Below are 25,737 nucleotides of genomic sequence, written 5' to 3' on the forward strand. Positions count from 1 at the left end.
GGCTGCGGCGGGGTCAGCTCTCCGCCACCGCCATCAGCAGCAGGATCAGCAGCAGCACGATGATGGTGACGATGACGGCGGGAAGCACCCACCCCTGCGAGAGCACCGGGTCGTCTGCCTGCTGGCTCGTGGTCTGCGGCAGCGTGGGATAGTTCGGCCGCGGCGTCGTGATCGGGGGGTGGGGCGGGAGCGAAGGCATCGAACTGTGCGTCGTCACGTTCGGATGCGCCCGTCCCCCCGAGTTGGGGTTGGGTACCGGCGGGCCCGGTTGGGGGTACCGGTAGCCCGACTGCGGCCCGGTGTGCGGCGGGGTGGGCGGGGCGGGGGGCGGCTGAGGGGGGAACGGGGTCTGCGGACCGCTCTCGCTGACCTGCTGATTCGGGTAGGGCGAGACGAAGGGGGTCGGGCTGATCGCGCGCTTCTCCCCCTCCTCCACTGCCTGCGAGGTGGAGACTTTCGTCTCGTCCTCCACGTTGTGGCCGAGCAGGCGCATCAGCAACTGCTTAGCGGTGGGCCGCTTGTCCGGGTCCTTGTTCAAACAGTCGGCGACGATCTCCCGCAACGGCTCCGGCACTTCGCTGATGTCCGGGGGTGCGCTGACCACCCGGTGCACGACCGCCGGCACACTGTCCGAGCCGAAGGGGGCGTTGCCGGTGGAGGCGAACGCCATCACACAGCCCCAGGCGAAGACGTCCACCTTGTCGGTGATGTTCTTCCCCGTGATCTGCTCCGGCGCCATGTAGGACGGGGTGCCGACGATGGAGTTGGTCATCGTCGCGGTGCTGTCCGTGACCCGGGCGATACCGAAGTCGATCACCCGCGGACCGTCGGGGCCCAGCAGCACGTTGCCGGGTTTGAAGTCGCGGTGCACGATCCCCGCCTGGTGGATGGCGACCAGCGCGGTCGCGGTGGACACGGCCAGGCGTTGGAGGGCTGCCCCCTTGCGCGGCCCCTCCTTGGACACCGCTTCTTGCAGGTCCGGCCCTTCCACGTATTCGCTGACCACGTAGGGCGGGTCAGCGTCGAGGTTGGCCTCATGGATCGCAGCGGTGCAGAAGGAGGCCACTTTCTGTGCAGCACGAACCTCCTTTTCGAACCGTTTACGCAGTTCGGTGTCCTGCGACCACTGCTCGTTCAGCACCTTGATCGCGTATTTCTGGCCTTCGGAGTCGCGAGCAAGGTAGACGATTCCCTGGCCCCCGCGCCCTAGACGTCCAATCACGCTGTATTGACCGAACGTGGTGGGGTCGTTCGGCTGCAGCGATTCGGGACCGGGCATCGATCTCCTCCAGAACGGTCGTGGACGTCGTCAGCGCACGACCAGAGTATGTGTTAGGGGTTCCACGGCATAAGCCACTGCGAGATACAGAGTGGCGTAATCGATGAGAGCGATCAAACCGGCCAACCGCTCCACCGGGCTCCTGCCCTGCGCGGCAACCTCGCTCACCAGCACTTCTGCTGTTTCTGCCGTGTGTTCGGCCCGTGCGAGGTCCGCGGCTTCCTCCGGCAGGGCTTCGTCGTCGCGGAAAAGCAGGAGCCGCATCCGGATTCCCGGGGCGTCTGCCGGATCGTCGAACAGGCCGCGCGACGCTTGCAACGGCCCGGTGAGGACCGCGGGCTGCGCCCAGGCGGCTTCGGGAGGGCTGGGGAGCAGCACCGGGTAGCGGGCGTTGGCCGCGAACTGGACGGCTGCCCAACGGGCCGCGAGCGCGGTGAGAGGGGTCGCGCCCCACAGCACGGGCAGAGTGTCCGCGAACGCCAGAGCGAGTTCCTTGGCCGGGTTGTCTTCGATACCGACCGTGGGACGGCACTGGTGGGCGACCTCCTCCAGACGCTGGGCGGCGGCGTCGAGCTCAGCGTCGGTGAACGCCCGGATCCCGGCCTGCTCCACCGCGGCGAACAGGGGGACGGTGAGGGACCACAGGAGGGTCCGCGGCTCTCCGACCATGGGCAGGGCAACGAAAGGGGCACGGGCCCGCTCGGCGAGCTCCCGCAAGGGCCCGCTCCGCGGTCCTACCGCCACGAACCGGCTGCCGCGCCGTACCGCTTCTGCGGCGAGCCGCAGGGTGGTGTCCGCCTCCTGGTTGCTGCCGGTCGACACGGCGATGACGAGGTCGGGCACTCCCACCCAGCCAGGCAGTCGGCATCCGGTCACAGTGACGATCGGCACGGGGCTTCTGACCCCGACCAGGGTTTCGAGGACCGCTCCGGCGAACGCGGCGACGTCGGTGCCCGCGACGACCACGGACCGCGGTCGGCCGTCGTCAGCGAGCAGGCTGAGCCCGGAATGCGCTGCGACAGTGCGAGCCTGGCGGACCTGGGCGGCAGCCGTAGCGGTCTGCCGCAGCAGGCCTTCCGGATCGAGCGACGGGTCGGTGCCCACGTCGTCGAGCCGGTGCTCTTCGAACACGAATGCCATGCCCGTTTCCCCTCTCGACGAGCCTCCCGGTCCGGAGCACGGTGCTCCGGACCGGGGCATGCCCTACGCCAGTGCTATTCGATCTTGCGGGCCTCGTCGACGAGCAGGACGGGAATCCCGTCGCGAATGGGGTAGGCGAGACCGCTCTCGTCGCAGACGAGCTCACCGGCTTCCTCGTCCAGCCGCAGCGGAGCTTTGCTCTGCGGGCAGACCAGGATTTCCAGCAGCCATTCGTCGATCTTGGTGCTCATAGGAGCCTTCCTCCTGTTGTCGGATGCGCCAGGTGCAGCGGTCAGGCCCGGATGATCGCCAGGACCTCGTCGCGCAGCTCCGCCATGGACTCGGTGTCAGGGGCCTCCACGTTGAGCCGCAGCAGCGGCTCGGTGTTGGACGCCCGCAGGTTGAACCAGCGTTTCCCGGTGAGGTTCACGGTGAGACCGTCAAGGTGGTCCACGCTCTCCACATCCGCGCGCCCGGTGAATGCCTCCTCCACCGCTGCCATGCGTCCCGCCTGGTCGGCGACCCGGGAGTTGATCTCTCCCGAGGCCACGTACCGGGTGTATTCGGCGGTGATCTCCGACAGCGGCCGGTGGTCCGTGCCCAGCACCCGCAGCACGTGCATCGCGGCGAGCATGCCGGTGTCGGCCTTCCAGAAGTCCCGGAAGTAGTAGTGGGCCGAGTGCTCGCCGCCGAAGATCGCTCCGGTCTGGGCCATGGCGGCCTTGATGAAGGAGTGGCCGACCCGGGTACGCACCGGGACCCCGCCGTGCTCGGCCACGATCTCGGGAACCGCCCGGGAGGTGATGAGGTTGTGGATGATGGTCGCGCCCGGTTCTTGAGCGAGTTCTTGGACCGCGACCAGCGCGGTGATCGCCGAGGGCGGCACCGGCTCGCCGCGCTCGTCCACGACGAAGCAGCGGTCGGCGTCCCCGTCGAAGGCCAAGCCGATGTCGGCCCCGGTCTCGCGGACTTTCGCCTGGAGGTCGACGATATTGGCGGGGTTCATCGGGTCGGCCGGGTGGTTGGGGAAGGTGCCGTCCAGCTCGAAGTAGAGGGGGATGATCTCCAAGGGGAGGGCGTCCAGGAGCTGGTCGCCGAGGACCGCGGGCACCGTGTGTCCGCCCATTCCGTTGCCCGCGTCCACCACGACTTTGAGTGTGCGAATCCCGGAAAGGTCCACGAGCTTGCGCAGGTGCGCGGCGTAGTCGGCGAGCAGGTCCCGCTCGGTGACGGTTCCGCGAGGGCCGTCGTAGGCGGGGACGCCTTGTTCGACGAGTTCCCGGATCTCCGCCAGCCCGGTCTCCACGCCGATGGGCGCTGCCCCGGCCCGGCACATTTTGATCCCGTTGTACTGGGCAGGGTTGTGGCTGGCGGTGAACATGGCTCCGGGGATGTTGAACTTGCCCGAAGCGAAGTAGAGCAGGTCGGTCGATCCGAGGCCCGCCATGATCACGTCGCGCCCTTGGGCGTTAGCGCCCTCGGTGAACGCGGCGGCCAGCTCGGGGGATGAGGGGCGCATGTCGTGGGCGACGACGATCGTGTCGCCGTCGACGATGCGCGCAAACGCCGCCCCCACTGCCCGCGCGATATCCGCGTCGAGCGTGTCGGGGAAGACGCCCCGGATGTCGTATGCCTTAAAAATCTGACCGAGGTCACCCACAGTAGCTCCGGAGGTGTCGATAAGCGGCCGATGGTCAGTGGCACGGGCCGCTGCGGCCCGCAGGGTCCAACGTACAAGACGCCGGTTTCGCGTTAGGTGACCGAACGGTACTGTGACGGCCGTCCCACGGCGCGATCCGTGCCCGGCCTCGTGTCGTGCGGACCGCCCTCCTCGGGGGCCTCACACGTCGTAGGGGGGTCGGCGCGGAGGGCGGTCGGGCTGGTCGTCGGGGCGGACCGGTTCGGAGCGGAGCACGCGAAGGTGCCCGCGGCGGATGGTCTCGATCCCCTGCCCGGTGGGCTCGGGCCGCGGTTTTTTGACAGGCTGTCGTCCCGCTTCGCGCACCGCGTTGGCGAGCGCTTCCAGATCGTCGCTCCCCGGTCCTCCGGTCGCGGTGTCAGCGGGCAGCCGGACGATCTCCCACCCGAGTGGCGCGGTCAGCCGGTCGGCATGCATCGCACACAGGTCGTAGCAGTGCGGTTCGACGTATGCAGCGAGCGGGCCGAGCACCGCAGTGGAGTCTGCGTAGACATAGGTGAGCGTGAAGACTGCTGGCTGCCTGCACGCGGTGCGCGAACAGCGTCTGCTAACGCTCACGTAGACAGACGGTATCCCTTTCCTGACCACTCTGCCACCTTCGCCGTAGGGTGTCCCCTCTGTCGGAGCGAAATCGGACACCTTCCGGCCTCCCCAAGGCTGCGTTGCGGGGCTGTCATGTCTTAGGCTCGAAAGTGTGCGACACTTGCACCTTAACCAATCGCAGGCCGGACGTATACGACGCCGGGACCGCCGGGGCCGAGGCATTCGCGGCCCACTGACGCCTCCAGGAGTTCCCCTCACGCGCAGCAGGGCGCAGGTGTTCGACGATCTCGTTCTTGACGCGGTCGAACGCTTGGAGCGGGTGTGGGCCCGGGAACTCGCCCACGTGGAATTCCTCGTCGAAGACGTCCCTCAAGTGCCGCGCGGGGTGACCGCTGAGGACGGCATCCCTTTTTCCCGACTGGAGACGTCGAAGTCCGGTCGGGCTCGCATCATCGTCTACCGCCGCCCGGTAGAAATCCGCACCAAAGACCCCGAAGAGATGGCCCTGTTCGTCTACGACACGGTGGTTGAGGAGGTCGCCAATCTCCTCGGACTTGAACCGGAGACAGTCGACCCAGAGGCCTGAGTCAGACCTGGATCGTGGGGGTGGCCGTGGGCTACGGCCACCCCCACTGTGCGTAGCGCACCCGTCAGGGCACGATGCCGGTCATGCTGTTGACGACCGGGGGCAGCGGCACCTGGACAGGGGCAGGCAGCAGCGGCAGCACGCTGCTGGTGCCGTCCACGGTCACCATGCGCGCCGCGTGCACAGGCCCGCCTTCCACGACTTCGACGAGCCAGGCGACGGCCCCGTCCGCCCGGTCGAGGTCCGGGGCGAGGGTGCTGCCGGCTTCCACGGTGACGCGGAGCGGCTCGCCTTGCTCCCCGCGGGCCTCGACTGGGGTCAGGGTGACAGTGGCGGCTTTTTCCGGTGCTCCCAGGAGCAGTGCGTGCTCGGCGTCGTCGAACGGGGGCGGGGCGACCGCGCGGGCATCAGGCCCCGGAGTGAGCGGCTCGGTGGCCGCGGTGTAGGCGGCGCCCTCGTCAGGGTGGCGGATGGCCACGCCGACCACGACGGGGTGGTCCGCGATGACGACCAGGGTGGCGTCCCGGCGTTCCATGGGGCCTTCCAAGCTCACCCGGGTGGTGGCGGCCGGGGCCACTTCCACGTCGGTCAGTGTTTCCGCGTCCACTTCGCCGTCCGGGGTGAGCAGGCGGAGCTGTACCGTGGTGGGCTCGTCGGAGACTGCGGCGAGGATCAGCCGCCGGTTGCCGTCCCCGCCGGGGATGCCAGGGATCACATGGCTGGTGGCGGGCGCGGCAGTGGCGGGAACCCAGTCGGCGTCCCTTCCGGAGCGTTGCGCGTACAGTGCGGCCGCGACCCGGCCCGCGTTGGTGCGGACGTGGACTGCGACCGCTTCAGCGTGCTCGACGAGAGGCAGCACCGACAGTTCCACCTCCGTGTAGGGGTCGACCGTGATCCCCCGAGTCTCCAGGGAGAAGGTGGGGCCGTCAGGCGCGTAGAGGTCCACGTTGACGGTGGCCGCGGTCTCGTCGATGTTGGCCAAGTGGAGCCGCAGGTCTTTGAGTTCTGTACCGCCGGGGGCGGCGAACCAGGTGCTGGAGGACGGTTCCGCGCAGCGCGCCTCCGTGGTTCCGCTCTCCCCGGCGGTGAGGTGGGTGATCTCGGCTCCGGCAGCGAATCCGCGCTCCGCCCGGACCACGGTGCCGCTTTCGGTTTCCTCCGGTTCGTGCTGCCACGGCTCTCCCACCTCGGTGGCAGGGCGGGCCGGGCTGGCGTCGGCGGTGTTGGGGGCGGTCTCCAGGACGCCGTCGTCGGTGTCCTGGGTGCCAGGCGCGTACCCGGCGACCAGTGCGCGGATCTCCTCGCCTTGAGGGGTGGGGCACAGCCGCGTGGTGGACTCGACCGGGGCCAGTACGGGCTCGGCGTCCGCGGTGGAGGACGGCAGCGCGGCAGCGGTCAGGTGCGCTACCCCGAACAGTGCGGACAGCGCAACGACCACGAGGAACAGTAGCGCGAAGCGGTTCTCGACCAGCAGTTTCACTGGGCCCCCTCTCCTCGCTGGCGGCTGTGCCGTCGGCCGCGGCGGCCGCGGCCCGCCCGGCGGGTTCCCTCCGTGGTGCGGCGCAGTCCCCGGGGCCGGCGGGGCCGCAGCGCCGGTTGGGCTGCCTGCTCACGCAGGTCTTCCTCGGTTTTGGCGCCGGGCAGCGCCAGCGCTCCCACCACAATGAGCAGGATGGCTTGGATCACGAGCCACACCTGCCGGGCTGTGCCGGTGTAGGTGAGGACCAGCGTGCCGCCTTCGGGGGGCAGGGAGAACTCTTGCATCCCCCATTCGGTGGCCGCCCCGGCGAGCACCCGGCCGTCCAGGGTCGCCTGCCAGTCGTCTCGGGCAGGTTCTGCCAGCAGCAGACGGCGGCCTTCCGGGCCGGGGGGAATCGTGACCTGGGCGTCGAGCGGGCCGGACTGGAGCACGATCGGTTCGGCGTCGTCTTCCGGTCCGACGATGCGGAGCCGTCCCGTTTCCGCGAGCAGCCGCCACAGGGCGAATTCTTCTGTGAGTTGGAGGCGTTCCACGCCGGGCAGGGCGTCGATCGCGTCCACCAGGGTGCGGTCCACGGCGTCGCCTACCGCGGGCGCGGGGACGACAAGGTAGCGGATACCGAACTCGGCGAGGGCTGCGGCGTCGTCGCCGCCGCGGCCGGCCGCCATGGCGGCCACAACTTCCCCAAGCCGTCCGTCCACGGCAGGGTCCGGCGGGATCTGCGGCTCCCCGAGCCGGGGCGGCTGGCCGCGCAGCACGGTGTAGCTGACGACCCCGTCGTCCCGCGGGGAGATGACGAGGGTGCGCGGCTGGGTGCCGTCGGCGCTCACCGACTCCAGGAAGGGCGGGAGCGCGGGGGGAGCATCGCCGGTGAGCGGTCCTTCCACGCCACGCCACATCCACAGCCCCGCCGCCGAGAGCGGGGTGGTCAACGCCAGCAGGGCCGCGGTAGCCGCGAACAGCCGGCGGTGCCAGCCCAGCCGCCACAGGTCGCTGAAGGACTGGGAGGCAGTGGCCGCGGACAGCAGCATCGCGGTGGAGGCGAACGCCAGAGCCACACCTGGCCAGGCCGTGGAGTCCGTGGTAGCGGAGAGCGACAGCGGAAGCCTGCTGACCACGATGGCGATGAGGATGCCGAAGAGGGCAACACACCAGCCGGCGGCCACCAGCATCCGGTTGCGGCGCAGCAGCAGGGCGCACAGCGCTGCCGCGACGAAGCCCCCGGTGACCCAGAGCGGCGGGGCGCCCGGCCCGCCCGGGGAGAGGAGGAGCAGGGCTTCGGCGGGGAGCTGAGGGTTGACGATGTCGGAGCGGTTGATCCCCGCTTCCAGCAGCCACAGCCACGGGCGGCGGAAGAGTTCCACGGTCCACGGCAGCAGCAGCACCAGCGGGGTGACCAGGCTGATGGCCAGGCTGGCCTGCAAGCGGCGGCCGAGGTGCCCGAACGCGATGGCGATGAGCACCCCGGTGACCAGGGCCAGCACCCACACCAGGGGCACGAACGCCATCAGCAGGGCCAGGAGCAGGCCCAGCGCCCACGCGGCGCGGCGGGAGCGGCGCGGGTTGAGGGTGAGCACCCTGGTGACCAGCAGTCCGAGGACGGGGAAGAGCGCGTGGACGAGAGCGGTTCCGACCCGTCCTTGCGCAATCGCTCCCGTGGCCACGGGCAGCAGCGCGTACGAGGCGGCCATCCACAACTGGGCGGGGCGGTAGCGCACGACCCGGCGGGCGAGCCGGTAGGCGGTGAAGCCTGCGAGGGGCACACAGCCGAGGAGGATGCCGACAACCGCCAGCCACGGCTTGCCCAGGGCAAGGGTGGAGAGCGCGGCGAGCACAGCGAGGTAGGGCGGGGCCACAGCGTCCGAGCCGACGCCCACGTCGTGCCAGCCCGCCAGGTACATGTCCCACAGGTCGGTGGCGCTCCCCCACACGGGCGGCAGGGCGCCTCCGGCGAGCCGGTCGCCGAACAGCAGGGAGCGCCCGGCGATGAGGGCGACGACGGTGAGCGCGGTGATCGTCAGGACCGCGGGATTGGTGATCGTCCTGCGCAGCAGGCCGGTGTCGTCCTGCAGGGGGTCGTCGTCCTCGTCGGCTTGGGGGGCCACGGTCACCGCGTGGTGGCGGCCCGGCCGGTCCAAGGGGGTGGGGTCGCCGCTGAGCAGGTTGGCGACGGCTTCGGTGAACTGGCGCAGCGCTACCCCGCGCGCCATGAAGGGCCGGATCGCGCTGTAGGTCCGGCGCCGTCCCCGGCGGCGGCGGATCCGGGCCCGCACCAGCCGGAACGGCATCACAAAGAACACGGACGTGATGGCTGCCGCCTCGTCGAGGGCGTTGGCGGGCTGTTTGGCGACTAAGTAGGTGAGGACGCGCAGTGACGAAGCGAAGGAGTTGCGGAGCAGCGCGGCCAGCATCGCCCCCAGGGGCAGGTTGGCGAGCAGGACGTAGAGGGCGTTGCGCCGGTCGATGCGGCGGGGGTGGTCGCTCGTGGCGTGGATGTGGCGGCGACGGCGTGCCGCGGCTTCGGCATGGTAGGCGACGGCGTCGGTGACGATGAGGACCCGGTGCCCGGCACCGCCGACCCGCCAGCAGAAGTCGATGTCGTCGCGGAACAGCCGCAGCGAGCGGTCGAATCCGCCGAGTTCTTCCCACACGTCCCGGCGGATCAGCATGCATGCGCTGGAGACGGCGAGGACTTGCCGGGTGCCGTCGTGCTGTCCGTGGTCGACTTCCGCGTACTCCAGCCCGGTTTCGCGGCGTCCCGCGCCGTCGATGGTGACACCGGCTTCGAGGAGGAGCCTGCGGTCGAACCAGTCGCGGAGTTTAGGACCGAGGACGGCGGCCCGCGGGTTTTCGTCTGCGGTGGCGAGGAGCTGGGCGAGGGTATCCGGCTCGGGGGTGCAGTCGTCGTGGATCAGCCAGATCCACTCCACGGCTCCCTCGGTGTCGGCGAGTTGGGAACGGGACCGGGGATGGTCGAGAGCTGCCTGAATCGCTTCCCCGTACCCGGTGGTGCGGGGCAGGGTGAGGATCATCTCGGAGTTGATGTACTCGGCGAGGATGGCCCCGCTGCGATCACGGCTTCCGGTGTCGACGCCGATGATGCGCTGCACCGGCCGAGTCTGGGAGCGGATCGCTTCCAGCGTCTCCGGCAGCCAGCGGGCGCCGTCGTGGGTGACGACGACGGCGGTGACGATATGCCGGGCGAAATCGAGGGGTAACACTGCTGGTGGTCGCCTCAGGGTTTACACAATGGGCAAAAAGGTTATTGCGGTCAGTTCTCTATCGGAGGATCACGATACGCCACTCCGGCTTCCCGTGGGTCTCGGCTTCCCGCAGGCCCCCGCCCGAAGGTATGCCGTCTGCAACTCTCCGGGCGGATAACCCGTGATGGGTAAACCGGGAAAACACGATGAAGTAAAGAACTACCAAAAAGCGTGCGCCTCGGATAAAAAAACCGAGACGCACGCTGTGGTGTGCTGTGAACTAGATCGTTTCAGAAGAGAAATCGAAATCCTGTCCAGCAGCCTTCTTGAGGCGGCGCCGCTCCCGCTCGGAGAGGCCTCCCCAGATACCGAAGCGCTCGTCATGCTCTAGCGCATATTCCAGACATTCCGCCCGCACTTCGCACGAGTGGCAGACCTTCTTGGCTTCCCTGGTGGAGCCGCCCTTCTCGGGGAAGAACGCCTCAGGATCGGTCTGCGCGCACAGTGCGCGCTCCTGCCAGCTCAGGTCTTCGCCTGGGCCGTGCGCCAGCGGGATAACCTCGCTCATGCGCACCTCCTATTTACCCCCCTAGATGCACCCTCCCATTACGACCCCCGGGGAGGGTTGGAATCACACCTTAGAAATTACACGCACGGTCTCCGCTATACGTCAACCGCGCTGGCTGGTAATCCCCTGAATATCAGATAACAAACACGATTCCGAGTCTGTTCACGCGACTCCAGGGGATTACCTCGCCCTTTTCGTGGGTGTTCGGGGGTTCAGGCTCAGGACAGGTTGTTGTCCCCGTACTGCCCGGACCAGGGGTCGCCCGTCTCCGCTCCGGACTGCTGCTCAGACGAGTAGCCGCCGGAGGAGGCAGGGTAACCGCCGGTGCCGTACTGGCCCGGATCGGCATAAGGCTGGTTTCCGCCGCTCGCGCTGTCTGCGGCTCCCGGGGCCGGCTGGGACCAGCCGTGCTGGATCGCTTCCTGGGCAGCGCGTTCTTCGGCGCGCGCGCCGTCGCTCACCGCGTGGGCTCCGGTGGCGGGGTCGGAGACGGCGGGCTGGACCAGGGTCGCCTCGGAGTCGCTGGCGGAGTATCCGCCCTGCTGGTACTGCTGCTGACCATAGGCCGACTGGTCATAACCCGACACAGCCTGCTGCCCACCCGTCTGGGAGTACCCGGCAGCCTGCTGCTGCTCATACCCTTGCTGGTACTGCTGCTGACCATAGGCCGACTGGTCATAACCCGACACAGCCTGCTGCCCACCCGTCTGGGAGTACCCGGCAGCCTGCTGCTGCTCATACCCTTGCTGGTACTGCTGCTGACCATAGGCCGACTGGTCATAACCCGACACAGCCTGCTGCCCACCCGTCTGGGAGTACCCGGCAGCCTGCTGCTGCTCATACCCTTGCTGGTACTGCTGCTGACCATAGGCCGACTGGTCATAACCCGACACAGCCTGCTGCCCACCCGTCTGGGAGTACCCAGCAGCCTGCTGCTGCTCATACCCTTGCTGGTACTGCTGCTGACCATAGGCCGACTGGTCATAACCCGACACAGCCTGCTGCCCACCCGTCTGCGAGTACCCGGCAGCCTGCTGCTGCTCATACCCTTGCTGGTACTGCTGCTGACCATAGGCCGACTGGTCATAACCCGACACAGCCTGCTGGGCCTCAGCCCCTGCTCCGGTCTGGGACTGCTGCCAGGCACCTGCCTGTCCCGCGGACTGCTGGGCGCCGGTGACGTATCCGGGGGTCTGCTGCTGGTTGAAGGCTTGCTGGGTACCGCTGGGGTACGAGGAGGCGGTGGCGCGGGGCACCAGGTTGGGGTCGTTGAACGCCCGGATCAAGAAGATCCCGGCGAAAACCGCGACCGTCAGGTAGGCGCCTATGGTGAAGAAGTGCTGGAAGGCGCCGGCGAGGTTGAGGTCGCCGTAGGCCACAAAGCCCATGATGAGCGAGATGACGCCGAGGAGCGCACCGACACCCAGTTCGATGATCGCCATCATCACGATGCCGAAGGTACGCGGCGAACGGTTCGGTGCGGTCAGCACGAGCGCCACAGCGGCCAAGATCAGCGCAACGGTGCCGGGACCGATCACGCTGCCGCCGACGTCCGCGAACCGGGCCGATGTATCGGGTCCAGGCCCACCGAAGATGTGGATCAGTGCGCCGAGCAGGACTGCTGCCGTGGCGCCGAGGAGCGCCCAAGCGGCCGGCTCACGCAACCGTTGAATGGATTCGTTATTCAAGAGAGGTTCCCCTCCGCAGGCTACTTCTTGTCGCGTCGGTGGAAGCTTTACATATCCGTGGTGTGGCTTGGGAAATCAGGCGAAAGGGTCTCCACGAGGCCAAAGCCTGATCACCATTCGACATGCCGCCCGTGTCCGTGTTTCCGCCGGAGACCGGACGGACATGCGGCACCGTGGGGCGCGGCGCGCAATCCCAGACTGCCAGACTTGACCCTATGCGGATAGTCGTACTGGCTGGCGGCATCGGTGGCGCACGTTTTCTCCGCGGCCTCAAAGATGCCCTGCACCACCGTGCTGAACAGGGGGAATCCCCGTCCTCGATCACGGTCATCGGGAACACTGGAGACGACATCACTCTTTTCGGGCTCCGGGTCTGTCCCGATCTGGACACGGTGATGTACACCCTGGGGGGCGGGATCAACGAGGAGCAAGGCTGGGGACGCGCCGACGAGACGTTCACGGTGCGCGAAGAGCTCATCGCCTACGGCATGCATCCCCAATGGTTCGGGCTCGGTGACCGGGACATCGCCACCCACATCGTGCGATCGCAGATGTTGGCGGCCGGATACCCGCTCTCTGCGATCACTGAGGCGCTGTGCGACCGGTGGAAGCCGGGGGTGCGGCTGCTGCCGATGACCGACGACCAGGTAGAGACCCACGTGGTCGTAGCGGATGAGAAGGGTCGCCGCGCGATCCACTTCCAGGAGTGGTGGGTGCGGTACCGCGCCCAGATTCCCGCGGAGTCGTTCGTGAGCGTCGGCGCGGATTCCGCCAAACCCGCGCCCGGCGTCCTCTCCGCGATCGACGAAGCCGACTTCGTCCTCTTCCCGCCGTCCAACCCCGTGGTCAGTATCGGGTCTATCCTCGGCATTCCCGGAATCCGGGATGCGGTGGCCGCCAAGACCGTGGTGGGGGTCTCCCCCATCATCGGCGGGGCCCCGGTGCGGGGGATGGCGGACGCCTGTCTGCGCACGATCGGGGTGGAGACCAGCGCCCGGGCGGTGGCTGAGCACTACGGCGCCGACCTGTTGGACGGCTGGCTGGTCGACGAGGCCGATGCGGACACCGTCGTCGCGGGGGTGGAAGTGCGGGCCATGCCGCTGTACATGAGCGATCCGGAGCGCACCGCGGCGATCGCGGGCGCCGCCGTGGACCTGGCGCTGGAGCTGAAGGAACGGTCATGATCACGATCTGGGGAGTCGAGGGGATCCCCGAGGTGCAGCCCGGGGACGACCTTGCCGCGCTGATCGCGGAGCGGACGGAGCTCGCCGACGGCGACATCCTCGTCGTCACTTCCAAGGTGGTGAGCAAAGCCGAGGGGCGGATCCGCGCGATGAGCCGCGAGGAGGCCATCGACACGGAGACCGTGCGGGTCGTGGCCCGCCACGGCAGTACGCGGATCGTGCAGACCCGGCACGGTCTGGTGATGGCGGCGGCCGGGGTGGACTCCTCGAATGTGGCCCCGGGGCACGTGCTGCTGCTGCCCGAGGATCCGGACGCGTCGGCGCGGCGGATCCGCGCCGGGCTGCGGGACCGCGCAGGCGTGCAGGTCGCGGTGATCATCTCGGACACGTTCGGGCGGCCGTGGCGGATGGGCCAGACCGATATCGCGATCGGGGCCGCGGGCATCGCCGCCCTGGAGGACATGCGCGGGCAGCGCGACACCCACGGCAACGTGCTCGAAGTGACGCTGAACGCGGTTGCTGACGAGCTCGCCTCCGCCGGGGAGCTGGTGAAAGGCAAGGCCTCGGGGATCCCGGTGGCTGTGGTGCGCGGCCTAGGCCACATGGTCACCGCGGAGGACGGGGAGGGTGCGCGAGTCCTGGTACGCCCCGCCGACCAGGACCTGTTCCGCTACGGTTCCCGGGACGTCATCCACGCGCGCCGCACCATCCGCGAATTCACCGACGACCCCGTGGACCCGGAGGCGGTGCGCCGCGCGGTGGCCGCGGCCATTACCGCGCCTGCCCCGCACCACACCACGCCGTGGCGGTTCGTGCTCCTGGAGTCCGCGGACGAACGCACACGGCTGCTGGACGCGATGGCGGAAGCGTGGGTTGCGGACTTGCGGGCGGACGGGCTGTCTGAGGAGCGCATTGCGCGGCGGATCCGGCGCGGGGATGTGCTGCGTCGCGCCCCCTATCTGATCGTGCCGTGCCTCGTGGCGGAGGGCGCGCACAGTTATCCGGATGAGCGCCGCGCCTCCGCGGAGCGCGCCATGTTCCTGGTGGCCATGGGTGCGGGGGTGCAGAACCTGCTCCTGGCCTTGACGGTTGAGGGCCTGGGTTCGGCGTGGGTGTCGTCCACGATGTTCTGCCCCGACGTGGTCCGCGAAGTGTTGAAGCTTCCCGAGGACTGGCAGCCGATGGGGGCGGTCGCGGTCGGGCATCCCGCGGCGCCGCCCAAGCACCGGCCGCCGCGCGACCCGGAAGCGTTCATCGAAGTGCGGTAGCCCGCGAGAACCGGGGACGTGGCGGCCGCGCTTCCGGGGAGGCGCGGCCGCCACGGGCAGCAAGCCCGGATCAGACCACGGGCAGCCGGGTGCGGCGCAGGCTCGCGGCCACCCCGTCGTTGGCTTCGGCGATGGCGCGGCGCTCCGCGGGCACTTCCCGGTAGAGGGTGTCGCGCTGGCGCAGAGGGCGTCCGAGCGGTTCTACCATGGCGCGCATCTCGCTGATGGTTTTGAACGACCCGTTGGTGGAGCCCGCCATCCGGCTGATGGTCTCTTCCATCAGGGTGCCGCCGATGTCGTTGACGCCGCCGGCGAGGAGGCGCCGGCACTGCTCCTCAGACAGTTTCACCCACGAGCACTGGATGTTGTCGATCGCGCCGTGCAGCAGGAGACGGGCGAGGGCGTGCACGGCCCGGTTCTCCTGTTCGGTGGGCCCGGTCCGCGACAGCCCGGCCAGGTAGATGGGCGCGTTGGTGTGCACGAAGGGGAGCAGCACGAATTCGGTGAACCCGGGGCGGCCGTTCTGTTCCAGGGAGCGTTCCTGCAGCGAGCGGATGAGCCGGATGTGGGCGACCCAGTGGTGCGGGGCGTCCACGTGCCCGTACATCATCGTGGCCGTGGTGGGGATGCCGAGGTCGTGGGCGGCGGTGATGACCTCGATCCACTGGGCGGTGGGCAGTTTCCCCTTGGTGAGGACCCAGCGCACGTCGTCGTCGAGGATCTCCGCGGCAGTGCCGGGAAGGGAGTCGAGTCCGGCTTCGCGGGCCCGGAGCAGCCATTCGCGGATCGGGAGGTTGGTGCGGGACACGCCGTTCATGACCTCCATGGGGCTGAACGCGTGGATGTGCATGTCGGGGGTCCGCTCCCGGACTGCCCGGGCGATGTCGAAGTAGGCGGTTCCCGGCAGGTCGGGGTGGATCCCGCCTTGCATGCACACTTCGGTGGCCCCGGCCTCCCACGCTTCGGCGGCCCGGTCTGCGACCTGTTCGAGGGAGAGGGTGTAGGCGTCGGCGTCGGTGCGGCGCTGCGCAAAAGCGCAGAACCGGCATCCCGTGTAGCAGACGTTGGTGAAGTTGATGTTGCGGGTGACGACGAAGGTGATCTCGTCGCCCACGGTGTCGCGGCGGACCCGGTCGGCGAGGTCGGCGAGCGCTTCCAGTTCGGGGCCGTCCGCGGCGAGCAGGGCCAGGGCGTCGCGGTCGGTGATCCCGGCAGGATCGTCTTCGGCACGGCGCAGGGCGGCACGGATCTCCGGGTCGAACCGGTGGGGTGCCCGCGTGTCGCGGGCGGGTTGGGCGATGCGTGCGCGGAGTTCCGACCAGTCGCCGTAGACGGAGTCGAAGTCGCCGCGCCGGTCGCTGCTGCGGCCTGCGGTGTCGATGTCCTTGTGGAGGTTGGTCCGGCCCCCGGATTCGAGGCTGGCGGGCTCCTGCCAGGGGCGCCCAGTGATGACGGCGTCGGGGCGGGCCAGCCCGGTCTCCGGGTCGGCGAGGACAGCGACGTGGTCGTGGAGGCGCGGGTCGATCCACGGTTCGCCTTGGCGCACGTATTCGGGGTAGACGGTGAGGCGTTCCCGGAGGGTGAAGCCTGCCGCGGCAGTGCGTTCGGCGAGCAGGTCGATCTGCGGCCAGGGGCGTTCCGGGTTGACATGGTCGGGGGTGAGCGGTGAGACCCCGCCCCAGTCGTCGATGCCGGCGCGCAGCATGAGCGTGAACTCGTCACCTGTGCCCTGCTCCGGGTTCCCGTCGTCGGTGATGAGGTTGGGCGGCGCTTGGATGTGGGCTTTGGGGCCCAGCAGGATGCGGGTGACGGCGATGGTGGCGGCGAGGTCTTCGAGGTCGGCGTCGGGCCAGTCGCGCAGCGCGGTGTCCGGTTTGGCGCGGAAGTTCTGCACGATGACTTCCTGGATCGCGCCGTACTGGCGGGCGATCTTGCGGATCGCGAAGATCGAGTCGACGCGTTCCGCGAGGGTTTCGCCGATGCCGATGAGGATGCCCGTGGTGAAGGGGACCGTGGAGCGTCCCGCGTCTTCGAGGACGCGCAGCCGCACCACGGGGTCTTTGTCCGGGCTGCCGTAGTGGACTTGGCCGCGTTCCGTGAATAGCCGCCGCGCCGTGGTTTCCAGCATCATGCCCATGGACGGGGCGACCGGCTTGAGGCGTTGGAAGTCGCTCCAGGTGAGCACTCCCGGGTTGAGGTGCGGCAGCAGCCCGGTTTCTTCGAGGACGCGGATGGCCATGGCCCGCACGTAGGAGAGGGTGTCGTCGTAGCCTTGCTCGTCGAGCCAGGCGCGGGCTTGCGGCCAGCGGTCTTCCGGCCGGTCCCCGAGGGTGAACAGTGCTTCTTTGCAGCCGAGGGCCGCGCCTTGGCGGGCGATCTCGAGCACCTCGTCCGGGGACAGGTAGGGGGCGGACAGTTTCGCGGGGGCGGTGGCAAACGTGCAGTAGTGGCAGCGGTCCCGGCACAGCCGGGTCAGGGGGATGAAGACTTTGCGGCTGTAGGTGATGACGCCGGGGCGTCCAGCCGCGGCAAGCCCAGCATCGCGGATGCGGGAGGCGTGGTCGAGGAGGGCCTCCAAGTCGTCGCCGCGGGCGTGCAAGAGGATTTCCGCTTCGGTCGGGTCCAGGGTCTTGCCGTCCCTGACCCGGGCTAGTGCACGCCGCAGAGCAGCGGCCGAGGGAACCACTTCCTTCATCCCGTTTCCAGAACCACTCATGGGCGCACAATACGCCGTGGGCTTCACCGTTGAGCGCGCGGGCCCGCCGGTATGTCCCGTCTGTTTCTTCCCTTCCACCACCCCACCATATTCATGATTATTGTTAGAAGGGTAAGGGGTTACTGTTTGCGGGCGTGGCAGAGCACGATGCTGCCCTGGGTGTTCGGGTGGCGGCGGTCGCTCCACGCGACGAACGGGATGAGCGGGGCCGCAGCGTTGAACCCGACCCGGCCGCCGTAGGCGGACAGGGTGAGATAGGCGCGCTCCATGCGGCGCGACCGGAACTGGTAGCGGTAGTCCACCAGGGTGAAGCCGCACGCGCCGAGCAGGGCTTGCAAGGTCTCGTGGGTGTAGGTGCGGTGCACGTGGTAGCGGCGGCAGTGCGCGTCGAACAGGTGCGGCCATTCGGCGCGGCGGGACAGGCAGTCCGCGGACAGGACAAGGTCGCCGCCGGGTTTGAGGACTCGGGCCATTTCACGGAGGGCCGCGGGCCCGTCAGTGAAGTGCTCAAGAGCACAGACCGACATGATCTTGTCGATACTGGCGTTGGCGAACGGCAGCCGCAGGGCGTCGCCTTCGATGAGCGCCGGCGCGTGGGAGATCCGCTGGCCGCGCAGCATCTTGTGCCGGGCCAGGTCGAGGGAGACGGCTCGCGCGCCGCGGCGGCGGGCCTGCGCCGCCCAGTAGCCGTCGCCGCCCGCGACGTCGAGCACCACCTGCCCGGTCAGGTCGCGGCCCAGCCACCGCAGCAGTGTGCCTGCTTCCCGGTAGCGGCACACGTGGATCTGGTGGCCCAGGAAGGCTACGGCGTCAGCGAACACGGGCCCACCCTACTGGCCCTGTCGGACAGCCGGAAAACAGTAGTGGTGCGCCCAGGACTGCTCCCCGGGCCGACGCGGCGGCTTAGGCTGGCCGGGTGGTGAGCCGTCTCCGCGTCCAGCGACGGGTGCGCAGTGCCGTGGTGGTCGTCGTCCTCGGCTGTGCTGTGCTTGCGCTCCGCGCCCGGTGGGACGAGGCCGGGGCCGCGCTCGTCGCCCTGTCCCCGTGGACCGTGGCCGGTGCGCTCGCTGCCGCACTCGCCGGGCTGGGCACGCAGATGCTGGCGTGGCGGGCCCTGCTCGCCGACCTGGGTTCTCCCCTGCCCGTCCCGGTCGCGGCCCGGGTGATGTTCGTCGGCCAGCTCGGCAAGTACGTACCCGGGTCGGTGTGGGCGTTCCTCGCCCAAGTAGAACTCGCCCGGGACCGCGCGGTGCCGCGCTACCGGGCGGCCGCCGCCACCGTCCTGGCGATCACGGTGACATTGACCGTGAACTTGCTGGTCGCCGCGGTGCTGCTGCCGATCGCGGCCCAAGAGGCGGCACGGCGCTGGTGGTGGGTGCTGGCCGCGGCTCCGCTTCTGCTGCTCTTCACCCACCCGCGGCTGGTGACCTGGGTGTTGCACGGGGTGCTGCGCCGGATCGGCCGGGTGCGCACCGACGTGGACGCGGAACTCGACCGGGTGAGCGGGCGGGGCATGGCCGCCGCCGTGGGCTGGTCACTCCTGTCCTGGCTGCCGCTCGGGGCGCACGTGTGGCTGCTGGTGGCAGGGGTGGGCGGCGGCTGGGATTCGTGGGCTGCCGCTACCGGCGGCTACGCCCTGGCGTGGACCCTGGGCCTGCTCGTCGTGTTCGCGCCTGCCGGGCTGGGAGTCCGGGAAGCGGTCCTGGTGACCGCGTTGGCCCCGCTCCTCGACGCGGGGGCAGCGCTGGTGGTGGCCGCCCTGTCCCGGCTGGTGATGACCGTTGCCGACCTCCTGTGGGCCCTGCTCTGCCTGGCCGCGGTACGCCCCCCGGCTGCTCCGGATCCGCAATGACCCCTATCCGGCCGTGTCGGTGAGGGCCGCAAGGTACCGGTCCCAGGAGGCGTCGGTGTCGACCGGCCGGACCCCCGCCCGCAGCGCGTCCAGACGGCCGGGCGCATAGCAGTCGGCGATCGCTCGCGCCAGATCCGCGGGATCGTCGGGGCGGCACAGCAGTCCGTCCACCCCGTCGCGGACCTGGTCGGGCAGGGTGCCCACGCGGGTGGCAATCACCGGCACGCCGTGGGCGTGGGCCAGCCACACGTTCTGGGTGGCGGTGGCCGAGCGGTAGGGCAGCACCACCGCGTCACACTCAGCGAACAGGGCGGGCAGCTCCCCGGCGGGCACGTATCCTTCCCGCCACTCCACCCGGTGGGCGACGCCGAGCTGCTCGGCGAGCGCCCGCAGCTCCGCGGAACCGCCCCAGAACTCGCCCGCCACGGTCAACGCCACCTCCGGCGGCCCGGCCGCGAGCGCCCGCAGCAGCACGTCCACCCCCTTGTAGGGGCGGACGATCCCGAAGAACAGCAGGCGGTGCCGCACCCCCGGGGGCCGCGGCTGGCGCGGGCCGATGTCCGGCAGGTGCGGGGGCAGTGCCGCCATGCGCACGGGCGGGCCGCTGCCGCCCAGCAAGCGGTCGGCGAGAGCACGCTGCTGCGGCGAATGGGTGAGGACCGCGTCGACGCGGCGGAGCAGGGCCCGCATCAGTGCGGTGTCCCCGGGCCGCTGTTCGTGCGGCAGGACGTTGTGGCAGAGCGCCACCACGCGGGCTGCTGTCCCGCAGCCGGCGCGCAGGACGAGATAGGGGGGAACCTGGACGGGAGAGAAGACGGCGAGTGCGACGAGGTCGGCTTCACGGCCCGCCCTGCGGCCGACCCGGTACCAGCTGTCGGGCCGGTACCAGGCGAGGTCGCGGCGGGTGCCGGGGTAGGGCGGGCCTTCCGGTTCTGTGACGGTCTGCTGCCCCGGGTACAGCAGCGCCGGGTACTGGGCACGCCACGATTCGATGACGACCCGGTGTCCTGCAGCGGCCAGCCGGTGGGCGAGTTCGGTGGTGTGCCGGGCCCCTCCGCCCTTGTACGGGTGGGTCGGGCCCACCAGGGTGATCCGCATGGCTGCTTCCCTGTCAGGAGTCGCGGGACCGCACGATGAGATCGGCCAGCAGCCCCATTGCGGCGACGATGAGCCCGGTCATGAGCAGCATGATCGTGTTGTTGCGGATGTAGACCGGATCGGTGACCACGTCGTAGACGACCTTGAGCACGCCGGTGCCGAGCAGGAACAGGGCAGGCGGCATGAGCACCTTCAACGGGTTGAAGTACATGACCATCCGCAGCACTTGCAGCAGGTAGCGGTAGGCGTCGCGCACGGGCCGGAATTTGGAGCGCCCGGCCCGCTTGGCGTAGCTCACCGGTTCGTAGTGGATGGCGTGCTGGTTGGACAGGAAGGCCAGGGTGATGGTGGTGACGCAGGAGAACCCCGGGGGCAGCAGCCGCAGGTAGGGCAGGGACACGTCGCGGCGGAAGGCGCGCAGCCCCGAGTTCAGGTCAGGGATGTGCGAGTTCGTGAGGAGCTCGGCGAGCTTGCGGACCAGCCACTTGGCGGGGACGCGCAGGAACCGGTAGCTGCCCATCTCCTGGTCGCGGGCCCCCACCACCTGGTCGATGGTGTCGTCCTTGAGAAGGATGTCCACGAGCTCGGGGATGCGCTCATTGGGATAGGACATGTCCGCATCGGTCCACACGACGATCTCGCCGCGAGCGCGCTGGGTTCCGATGCGGCGCACAGTTCCCGCCCCGCCGTTGGTGGAGAACGCGATGACCTTCAGGTTCGGGAAGTGGAGTTCGGCGTCGCGCAGTCGGGCAAGGGTGTCGTCGGTGGAGGCGTCGTCGAACGCGAGCAGTTCATAGGAATGGCCGCTGGCGTCCATTGCCGCACAGATCCGTTCGATCTCGGCGACCACGTGGTCCTGCTCGTTATAGCAGGGCAGGACGATCGTGACGCGGGGATCGGCGTGCTGCGGGCTGGGGGCGGTCTCACTCACGGTGCGATCAGGATATCGAGGGAGTTGCCGCGGTCGCGGGGATGACCGCGATCCACAGGTCCCCGTTGAACCGCCATGCTCCCGCGGGCGGCTTCATCAGCGTGCTGGGGTCCTGCTCGGTGTGGACGTCGAACGAGTGGCGCGGGACGATCCACGGCGGCAGGTACGGGTGGAGCCGTTCGGCTCGGTCGGCGGCGAGCACCGCGTCGCGGCCGCGATCGTGGACTTCAGCGACGATCCGGTGCACGGTCTCCGGGTCGGTTTCCACCACCTGCGCTGTGGGCACCCCGCACATACCGCGGATGAGCTGCATGAACTTGGCGGCAGTGTTGGGGTCGACGATGAGCACGCTGGCCGTGTCCGGAAGCTCTGCACAGGTCTGCCGGGTGGCCGCGATCGACCCGACGTCCATGCGATAGGTCATGATCCCGGCTGCGGTAGCCGCAGTGGGCAGCAGCAGGGTAGCCGCGCCCAGCACGGCCAGGGGAGTGCCCAGCCGGCGCAGCCGGTGCGGCGCACGGTCGCGGACCCGGCGCCGGGCCCAGGCGAGGAAGAAGACCGCGAACAGGATGAACGCCGGGAGCACCAGGGTGACCAGGCGGCGGCTGGCCCACGGATGGTCGGGGGTGATGGCAGGGCGCAGCAGCGTGGTGCCGACCGTCCAGGACAGCACCATCAGCGGCAGCACCCACTGGGGAGTGGGGCGCAGCGCCATCCGGCGCACCAGGAGAGCGACGCTGAGCGTCGCCAACAGCACCGTGGCCCAGCCGACGTACCAGCCGACCCAGGTCAGGCTCATCTCCTCGTAAGTGCGGTCGGGGTCGACAGGCAGCCCTTCGATCTCCTGGACTTGCCCGATATAGATGCCGGTGGCTTCGTCGCCGTGGCCACGCTGGACGAACAGCAGCGGGCGGGCGGCAATCGCCGCCATAGCGACGACGACGAGGACCGCCCCCGCGGTAGGCAGCCAGGGAGGGCGGTCCAGGCGAGGGATGCCGCGCCGCCACAGCAGAAGCACGCCCGCGGCTGTGCCGCCCACCACGATCCCGCTGATGAACAGGAGAGGATTGAGCGAGTCCGCGAGGTAGTTCAGGTAGGGGCGGGAGTATCCGAATCCGGCCACGAACCCGTAGCCGGCCCCGACTGCCAACCCCAGCCCCAAGGGGGTGGCCTCCCGGCGCCGGGCGACAAGCAGCAGCCCCACAAACCCCACCACGGGCAGCAGGTCGCGGAGCGCATCGATGCGCACCAGCAGCCCCAGTCCCAAGCTCAGCCCCGCGGCAAGAGCGAGCGTGTGCCCTGCCGACCACCGGCCCCGGGCTCTTCTCTCCAGCGCGTCGTAGGCAAGCACGAGCCCGCCGAGCAGCATGATCTGGGCGACCGGTTCGCTGTACGTGGAGCGGCTGATCCACTGCTGGGGCAGGCACACCGCGAGGAGGAGGGCGGCCAGCGGCGCCCATCGGGCACCGACGAGCCGCGCGACGAGTCCCGCGAACGTCAGCACCGCGAGAGCACCCGTGACCGGCGGTGCCAGCACAAGTCCTTCCAGGTCCGCGGCCCAGAACCCGAGCGCGTACACCAGGGGGGCGCCGGCGAGGAACTGCGGCCAGACCACGTCGTCGACCTGGTAGTAGGCGAGGCTGTGGTAGGTGAGCGCCGGATCGTTCCCGGCGATGAGCTCCCGCTGCTGGGGGATCGGCAGGAAACCGTACTCGGCGATCCACGCGGTGTACTGGGCGTAGGAGGCGGCGTCCCGCCGGACGACGAGCTGCTCGGAGTGGTAGGCGAGCTGCACCGCGGCAAAGGCGGCGGTGACCAGGACCACTAGGAGCAGCGCCCACCACGGGGTGTCGTCAATGTCCGGGGCCAGCCGGGGCAGGAGGACGAGCGCGGCGACGAGTGCGGGTCCTCCCAGCAGCACTCCGAGGAGCGGCGTGAAGTGGCCGAGGCAGAGCAGAGGGAACGCGACCGCCAGCCAGGCGGTGGCGGCCACCACCGGAACCAGTGTGACCCGGGCGAGCAGGGTGCCGGGAGACAGGTGCATGAATGCAACAATGCCAGCTCCCCTGCGCGGCGGCTCCGGAACCGGAATCTTTCCCCGGCCAGGAACGGCCGGCGCGGGCACGGCCCCGGCATTGGCCCGCCCCGGCAGCGGTGTTCTGCTTTCCCCGACCTCCCGCAGGTACGATGTGCCCCGATTCGCCACCAAACCGAGAAAGGGCCTGCTGTTGTCAGCGCACACTCCGGGAGAGCTGTGGTGGGCGGCGAAGAGCGTCGACGCTACCCGCCCTTTCCTCACCTCCTACGACCCTGCCACTGACGTCCGGGTGGAGATGTCGTTCGCCACCTTCGACAACTGGGTGGCGAAAACAGCCAACATGCTGGTGGACGGGCTGGGCGCACTGCCCGGGGACACGGTGGCGCTCGCCCTGCCCCTGCACTGGCAGAGCCTCGCCTGGACGGTGGCGTGCTGGGTGACGGGGACGACCGTGGTGCTCGCTGAAGCAGACATCCCGGAAGCGGACGTGGTGGTGGCCGACGCGTCCCGGGTGGACGCCGCACTCGCCTCGGGGGCCCGCGAGGTGGTTGGGGCCTCCCTGCACCCGCTGGGCTTGCCGATGGACGACTGCCCGCCCGCGGCGACGGACTACACGCAGGAGGCCCGCGGGTACGGCGACGTGTTCGCTCCGCCTAAGGGTGATCCCCAGGCGGCGGCCCTGGTGCACGGCGGCCGCTCCTGGACGGGGGGTGAGCTGGCCGACAGGGGCCGGGACGCTGCGCGTCTCGGAAAGCTGACAGCCGAAGACCGAGTGGCTATCATCACTTCCGATCATGCCCCTCTTGCGGCGCTGGGGGATGATCTGTCCAAATTTTTGGGCGTACTGTCCGCGGCCTCCTCACTTGTGCTCATTCCGAGCCGTGACTCCACTACTCTGCAATCGCGGCTCGACATGGAGCGCGTGACGGCAGTCGTCGGTGATTTCCCTTCTCCTCTGCCGCCGCAGGCTTCTTACAGGTCGCTTCCCTGACCCCTATCTCCCCTCCTGGTGTTCGATGCCGAAGAGATCCTCCTCCCGACGGTCCGCAGGATCGCGTGCCCTGCAACGCAAGCTCAGCCTCGGCGGCTGGGTGGCAATAGGGGCGACGGCACTCGTCATCGCCAGTAGCCTGACCGCCTACGGCGCCTACTACGACATCTACGGCAACATCAGCCAGGAGACGGTCGACACCGACGCCTGGGATCGGCCCACCAAGGTCGAGGGCGCGATCAACATCATGATCATCGGCTCCGACGTGCGCAGCGGCGCGAACGCGGAGTACGGCGGGGAGATCGAAGGCGAACGCCCCGACACGCTACTCATCGCGCACATCTCCCCCAACCACGACGGCGCGATCCTGGTCAACCTGCCCCGCGACTCCATCGTGGACATGCCGGCGTGCGAGCCCAACGGGGATCGCCCGGGCATGGAAGCGCACCGCGGCATGCTCAACTCCGCGATGAACTACGGCGGCATCCAGTGCCAGTGGAAGGTCGTGGAGCAGCTCACCGGCATCCACATCGACCACTTCGTCAGCGTGGACTTCACCGGGTTCAAGGAGATGGTCGACGCGATCGGCGGGGTGGAGATGTGCATCCCACACCCGATCGACGACCCTAAAGCGCATCTGAAACTGGATGCGGGGCGGCAGACCCTCAACGGCGAGCAGGCACTGGGCTACATGCGTTCCCGCTACGGCCAGGGCGACGGCAGCGACCTGAGCCGTATCGACCGCCAGCAGGTGTTCCTCGGCGCCATGCTGCGGAAGGTGATGAGCGGGGAGATCATGTCGAGCCCCAGCAGCATCTACGCATTCCTCAGCTCGGTCACGGACTCCATTACCGTCGACGACCAGTTCACCGTCGACAAGATGACCGACATCGCCATCCAGATGCGCGAGGTCGACATGAGCAACATCCGGTTCGTGACCGTCCCCAACGGGGCGCACCCTGACGACGCGAACCGGGTGGCGTGGACCCAGCCTGACGCCGACCGGCTGTTCCAGGCGATCGCCAACGACACGGAGATCACCGACGAGAAGTCCGACGACGAGGAGAAGGACGAGGAGAAGGAGGACGTGCCCACCGTCGACCCCGCCGAAGTCTCGGTGGAGGTCATCAACGGCACGACCACCTCGGGCCTGGCCGGCACGGTGGGCGAGGAGCTCCAGGCACGAGGGTTCGTGGTGGCGGGCACGGGCAACCCGCAGGGGTCGGTTCCCGGGCGGACCACCGTCTTCTACGGTCCCGGTATGGAGGCGCACGCCCACACGGTCGCCGCGCAGGTGAAGAAAGCCGTCGTTGAGGAGAGCCCGTATCTGGGCTCCACCGTGCAGCTGGTGATCTCCATGGACTGGGACGGGCTGAAAGGGCAGTCCTCCGGGGATTCCAGCAACGTGCTTGACTCGCTCAACGCGAAGACCGCCGAGGCACCCGAAGACGACGCCTGCTGACCGCCTCCTGC

20 protein-coding genes are annotated in these 25,737 nt (G+C 69.3%); 6 read left to right on the forward strand and 14 right to left on the reverse strand.

Annotation, left to right across the window (positions count from 1 at the left end):
- Positions 1-13 precede the first annotated feature (13 nt).
- The 5 genes from TFU_RS12465 to TFU_RS12480 all read right to left on the reverse strand — a co-directional run bounded on the left by TFU_RS12465 (position 14) and on the right by TFU_RS12480 (position 4,676).
- Positions 14-1,279 carry a serine/threonine-protein kinase gene (locus TFU_RS12465; RefSeq protein WP_011292930.1) on the reverse strand — a complete coding sequence of 422 codons (1,266 nt, stop codon included), beginning with the start codon at positions 1,277-1,279 and terminating at the stop codon, positions 14-16.
- A gap of 30 nt (positions 1,280-1,309) precedes the next feature.
- Positions 1,310-2,419 carry an SIS domain-containing protein gene (locus TFU_RS12470; RefSeq protein ID WP_011292931.1) on the reverse strand — a complete coding sequence of 370 codons (1,110 nt, stop codon included), beginning with the start codon at positions 2,417-2,419 and terminating at the stop codon, positions 1,310-1,312.
- Positions 2,420-2,493: 74 nt separating this feature from the next.
- Positions 2,494-2,670, reverse strand: coding sequence for a Trm112 family protein (locus TFU_RS15885; RefSeq protein WP_011292932.1), 177 nt, complete (start codon positions 2,668-2,670; stop codon positions 2,494-2,496).
- Positions 2,671-2,711: 41 nt separating this feature from the next.
- A complete protein-coding gene (locus tag TFU_RS12475; RefSeq protein WP_011292933.1) occupies positions 2,712-4,079 on the reverse strand; it encodes a phosphomannomutase/phosphoglucomutase in 1,368 nt (455 codons plus the stop codon).
- A 180-nt stretch (positions 4,080-4,259) separates the two neighbouring features.
- Positions 4,260-4,676 carry a DUF3499 domain-containing protein gene (locus tag TFU_RS12480; RefSeq protein ID WP_038044087.1) on the reverse strand — a complete coding sequence of 139 codons (417 nt, stop codon included), beginning with the start codon at positions 4,674-4,676 and terminating at the stop codon, positions 4,260-4,262.
- Positions 4,677-4,851: 175 nt separating this feature from the next.
- On the opposite strand from TFU_RS12480, the gene TFU_RS12485 reads away from it, so the two are divergent.
- Complete coding sequence (locus tag TFU_RS12485) at positions 4,852-5,247, forward strand: metallopeptidase family protein (protein ID WP_173668267.1); 396 nt, start codon at positions 4,852-4,854, stop codon at positions 5,245-5,247.
- Positions 5,248-5,311: 64 nt separating this feature from the next.
- Here the strand turns inward: TFU_RS12485 and TFU_RS16110 are convergent, their stop codons facing one another.
- From TFU_RS16110 to TFU_RS15600, 4 genes are all read right to left on the reverse strand, one after another.
- Positions 5,312-6,727, reverse strand: coding sequence for a DUF5719 family protein (locus TFU_RS16110; RefSeq protein ID WP_011292936.1), 1,416 nt, complete (start codon positions 6,725-6,727; stop codon positions 5,312-5,314).
- A complete protein-coding gene (locus TFU_RS12495; protein WP_011292937.1) occupies positions 6,724-9,948 on the reverse strand; it encodes a glycosyltransferase in 3,225 nt (1,074 codons plus the stop codon). The genes TFU_RS16110 and TFU_RS12495 overlap by 4 nt, the downstream gene beginning before the upstream one ends.
- A gap of 262 nt (positions 9,949-10,210) precedes the next feature.
- Positions 10,211-10,498 carry a WhiB family transcriptional regulator gene (locus TFU_RS12500; protein ID WP_016189177.1) on the reverse strand — a complete coding sequence of 96 codons (288 nt, stop codon included), beginning with the start codon at positions 10,496-10,498 and terminating at the stop codon, positions 10,211-10,213.
- Between the two features lie 218 nt (positions 10,499-10,716).
- Positions 10,717-12,186, reverse strand: a complete 1,470-nt coding sequence (locus tag TFU_RS15600; protein ID WP_011292939.1) for a hypothetical protein — start codon at positions 12,184-12,186, stop codon at positions 10,717-10,719.
- Between the two features lie 215 nt (positions 12,187-12,401).
- On the opposite strand from TFU_RS15600, the gene cofD reads away from it, so the two are divergent.
- On the forward strand, positions 12,402-13,370 hold the full coding sequence (gene cofD, locus TFU_RS12510) for a 2-phospho-L-lactate transferase (protein ID WP_016189180.1): 969 nt from the start codon (positions 12,402-12,404) through the stop codon (positions 13,368-13,370).
- Complete coding sequence (locus TFU_RS12515; RefSeq protein ID WP_011292941.1) at positions 13,367-14,638, forward strand: coenzyme F420-0:L-glutamate ligase; 1,272 nt, start codon at positions 13,367-13,369, stop codon at positions 14,636-14,638. The genes cofD and TFU_RS12515 overlap by 4 nt, the downstream gene beginning before the upstream one ends.
- Positions 14,639-14,708: 70 nt before the next feature.
- Here the strand turns inward: TFU_RS12515 and TFU_RS12520 are convergent, their stop codons facing one another.
- Positions 14,709-17,354, reverse strand: coding sequence for a bifunctional FO biosynthesis protein CofGH (locus tag TFU_RS12520; protein WP_081430430.1), 2,646 nt, complete (start codon positions 17,352-17,354; stop codon positions 14,709-14,711).
- Positions 17,355-17,473: 119 nt separating this feature from the next.
- Positions 17,474-18,175, reverse strand: coding sequence for a class I SAM-dependent methyltransferase (locus tag TFU_RS12525; RefSeq protein ID WP_011292943.1), 702 nt, complete (start codon positions 18,173-18,175; stop codon positions 17,474-17,476).
- 95 nt (positions 18,176-18,270) lie between these two features.
- Here TFU_RS12525 and TFU_RS12530 point away from each other — a divergent pair, with 95 nt between their 5' ends.
- Positions 18,271-19,206: a lysylphosphatidylglycerol synthase domain-containing protein gene (locus TFU_RS12530; RefSeq protein ID WP_234351737.1), complete on the forward strand. Its 936-nt coding sequence runs from the start codon at positions 18,271-18,273 to the stop codon at positions 19,204-19,206.
- 3 nt (positions 19,207-19,209) lie between these two features.
- On the opposite strand, the gene TFU_RS12535 is transcribed toward TFU_RS12530, so the two are convergent.
- From TFU_RS12535 to TFU_RS12545, 3 genes are read right to left on the reverse strand one after another with little or no spacing between them, the layout of a single operon-like run.
- The gene (locus TFU_RS12535; RefSeq protein ID WP_011292945.1) at positions 19,210-20,304 is read right to left on the reverse strand and encodes a glycosyltransferase family 4 protein; all 1,095 of its coding nucleotides are present in this window, start codon (positions 20,302-20,304) and stop codon (positions 19,210-19,212) included.
- A 13-nt stretch (positions 20,305-20,317) separates the two neighbouring features.
- On the reverse strand, positions 20,318-21,235 hold the full coding sequence (locus TFU_RS12540) for a glycosyltransferase family 2 protein (RefSeq protein WP_011292946.1): 918 nt from the start codon (positions 21,233-21,235) through the stop codon (positions 20,318-20,320).
- Between the two features lie 7 nt (positions 21,236-21,242).
- Positions 21,243-23,279, reverse strand: coding sequence for a hypothetical protein (locus TFU_RS12545; protein ID WP_041428147.1), 2,037 nt, complete (start codon positions 23,277-23,279; stop codon positions 21,243-21,245).
- Between the two features lie 184 nt (positions 23,280-23,463).
- Here TFU_RS12545 and TFU_RS12550 point away from each other — a divergent pair, with 184 nt between their 5' ends.
- The gene (locus tag TFU_RS12550; RefSeq protein ID WP_016189184.1) at positions 23,464-24,264 is read left to right on the forward strand and encodes a TIGR03089 family protein; all 801 of its coding nucleotides are present in this window, start codon (positions 23,464-23,466) and stop codon (positions 24,262-24,264) included.
- A gap of 25 nt (positions 24,265-24,289) precedes the next feature.
- Positions 24,290-25,726, forward strand: coding sequence for an LCP family protein (locus tag TFU_RS12555; protein WP_011292949.1), 1,437 nt, complete (start codon positions 24,290-24,292; stop codon positions 25,724-25,726).
- Positions 25,727-25,737 lie beyond the last annotated feature (11 nt).

This window comes from Thermobifida fusca YX (genome assembly GCF_000012405.1).
GTDB lineage: Bacteria > Actinomycetota > Actinomycetes > Streptosporangiales > Streptosporangiaceae > Thermobifida > Thermobifida fusca.

Bases quoted from the DNA above. Each gene is read 5' to 3' on its own strand.
- TFU_RS12555 (WP_011292949.1), top strand. From the start codon at position 24,290: ATGCCGAAGAGATCCTCCTCCCGACGGTCCGCAGGATCGCGTGCCCTG.
- TFU_RS12520 (WP_081430430.1), bottom strand. From the start codon at position 17,354: ATGAGTGGTTCTGGAAACGGGATGAAGGAAGTGGTTCCCTCGGCCGCT.
- TFU_RS12515 (WP_011292941.1), top strand. From the start codon at position 13,367: ATGATCACGATCTGGGGAGTCGAGGGGATCCCCGAGGTGCAGCCCGGG.
- TFU_RS12470 (WP_011292931.1), bottom strand. From the start codon at position 2,419: ATGGCATTCGTGTTCGAAGAGCACCGGCTCGACGACGTGGGCACCGAC.
- TFU_RS12465 (WP_011292930.1), bottom strand. From the start codon at position 1,279: ATGCCCGGTCCCGAATCGCTGCAGCCGAACGACCCCACCACGTTCGGT.
- TFU_RS12545 (WP_041428147.1), bottom strand. From the start codon at position 23,279: ATGCACCTGTCTCCCGGCACCCTGCTCGCCCGGGTCACACTGGTTCCG.
- TFU_RS12535 (WP_011292945.1), bottom strand. From the start codon at position 20,304: ATGCGGATCACCCTGGTGGGCCCGACCCACCCGTACAAGGGCGGAGGG.
- cofD (WP_016189180.1), top strand. From the start codon at position 12,402: ATGCGGATAGTCGTACTGGCTGGCGGCATCGGTGGCGCACGTTTTCTC.
- TFU_RS15885 (WP_011292932.1), bottom strand. From the start codon at position 2,670: ATGAGCACCAAGATCGACGAATGGCTGCTGGAAATCCTGGTCTGCCCG.
- TFU_RS12500 (WP_016189177.1), bottom strand. From the start codon at position 10,498: ATGAGCGAGGTTATCCCGCTGGCGCACGGCCCAGGCGAAGACCTGAGC.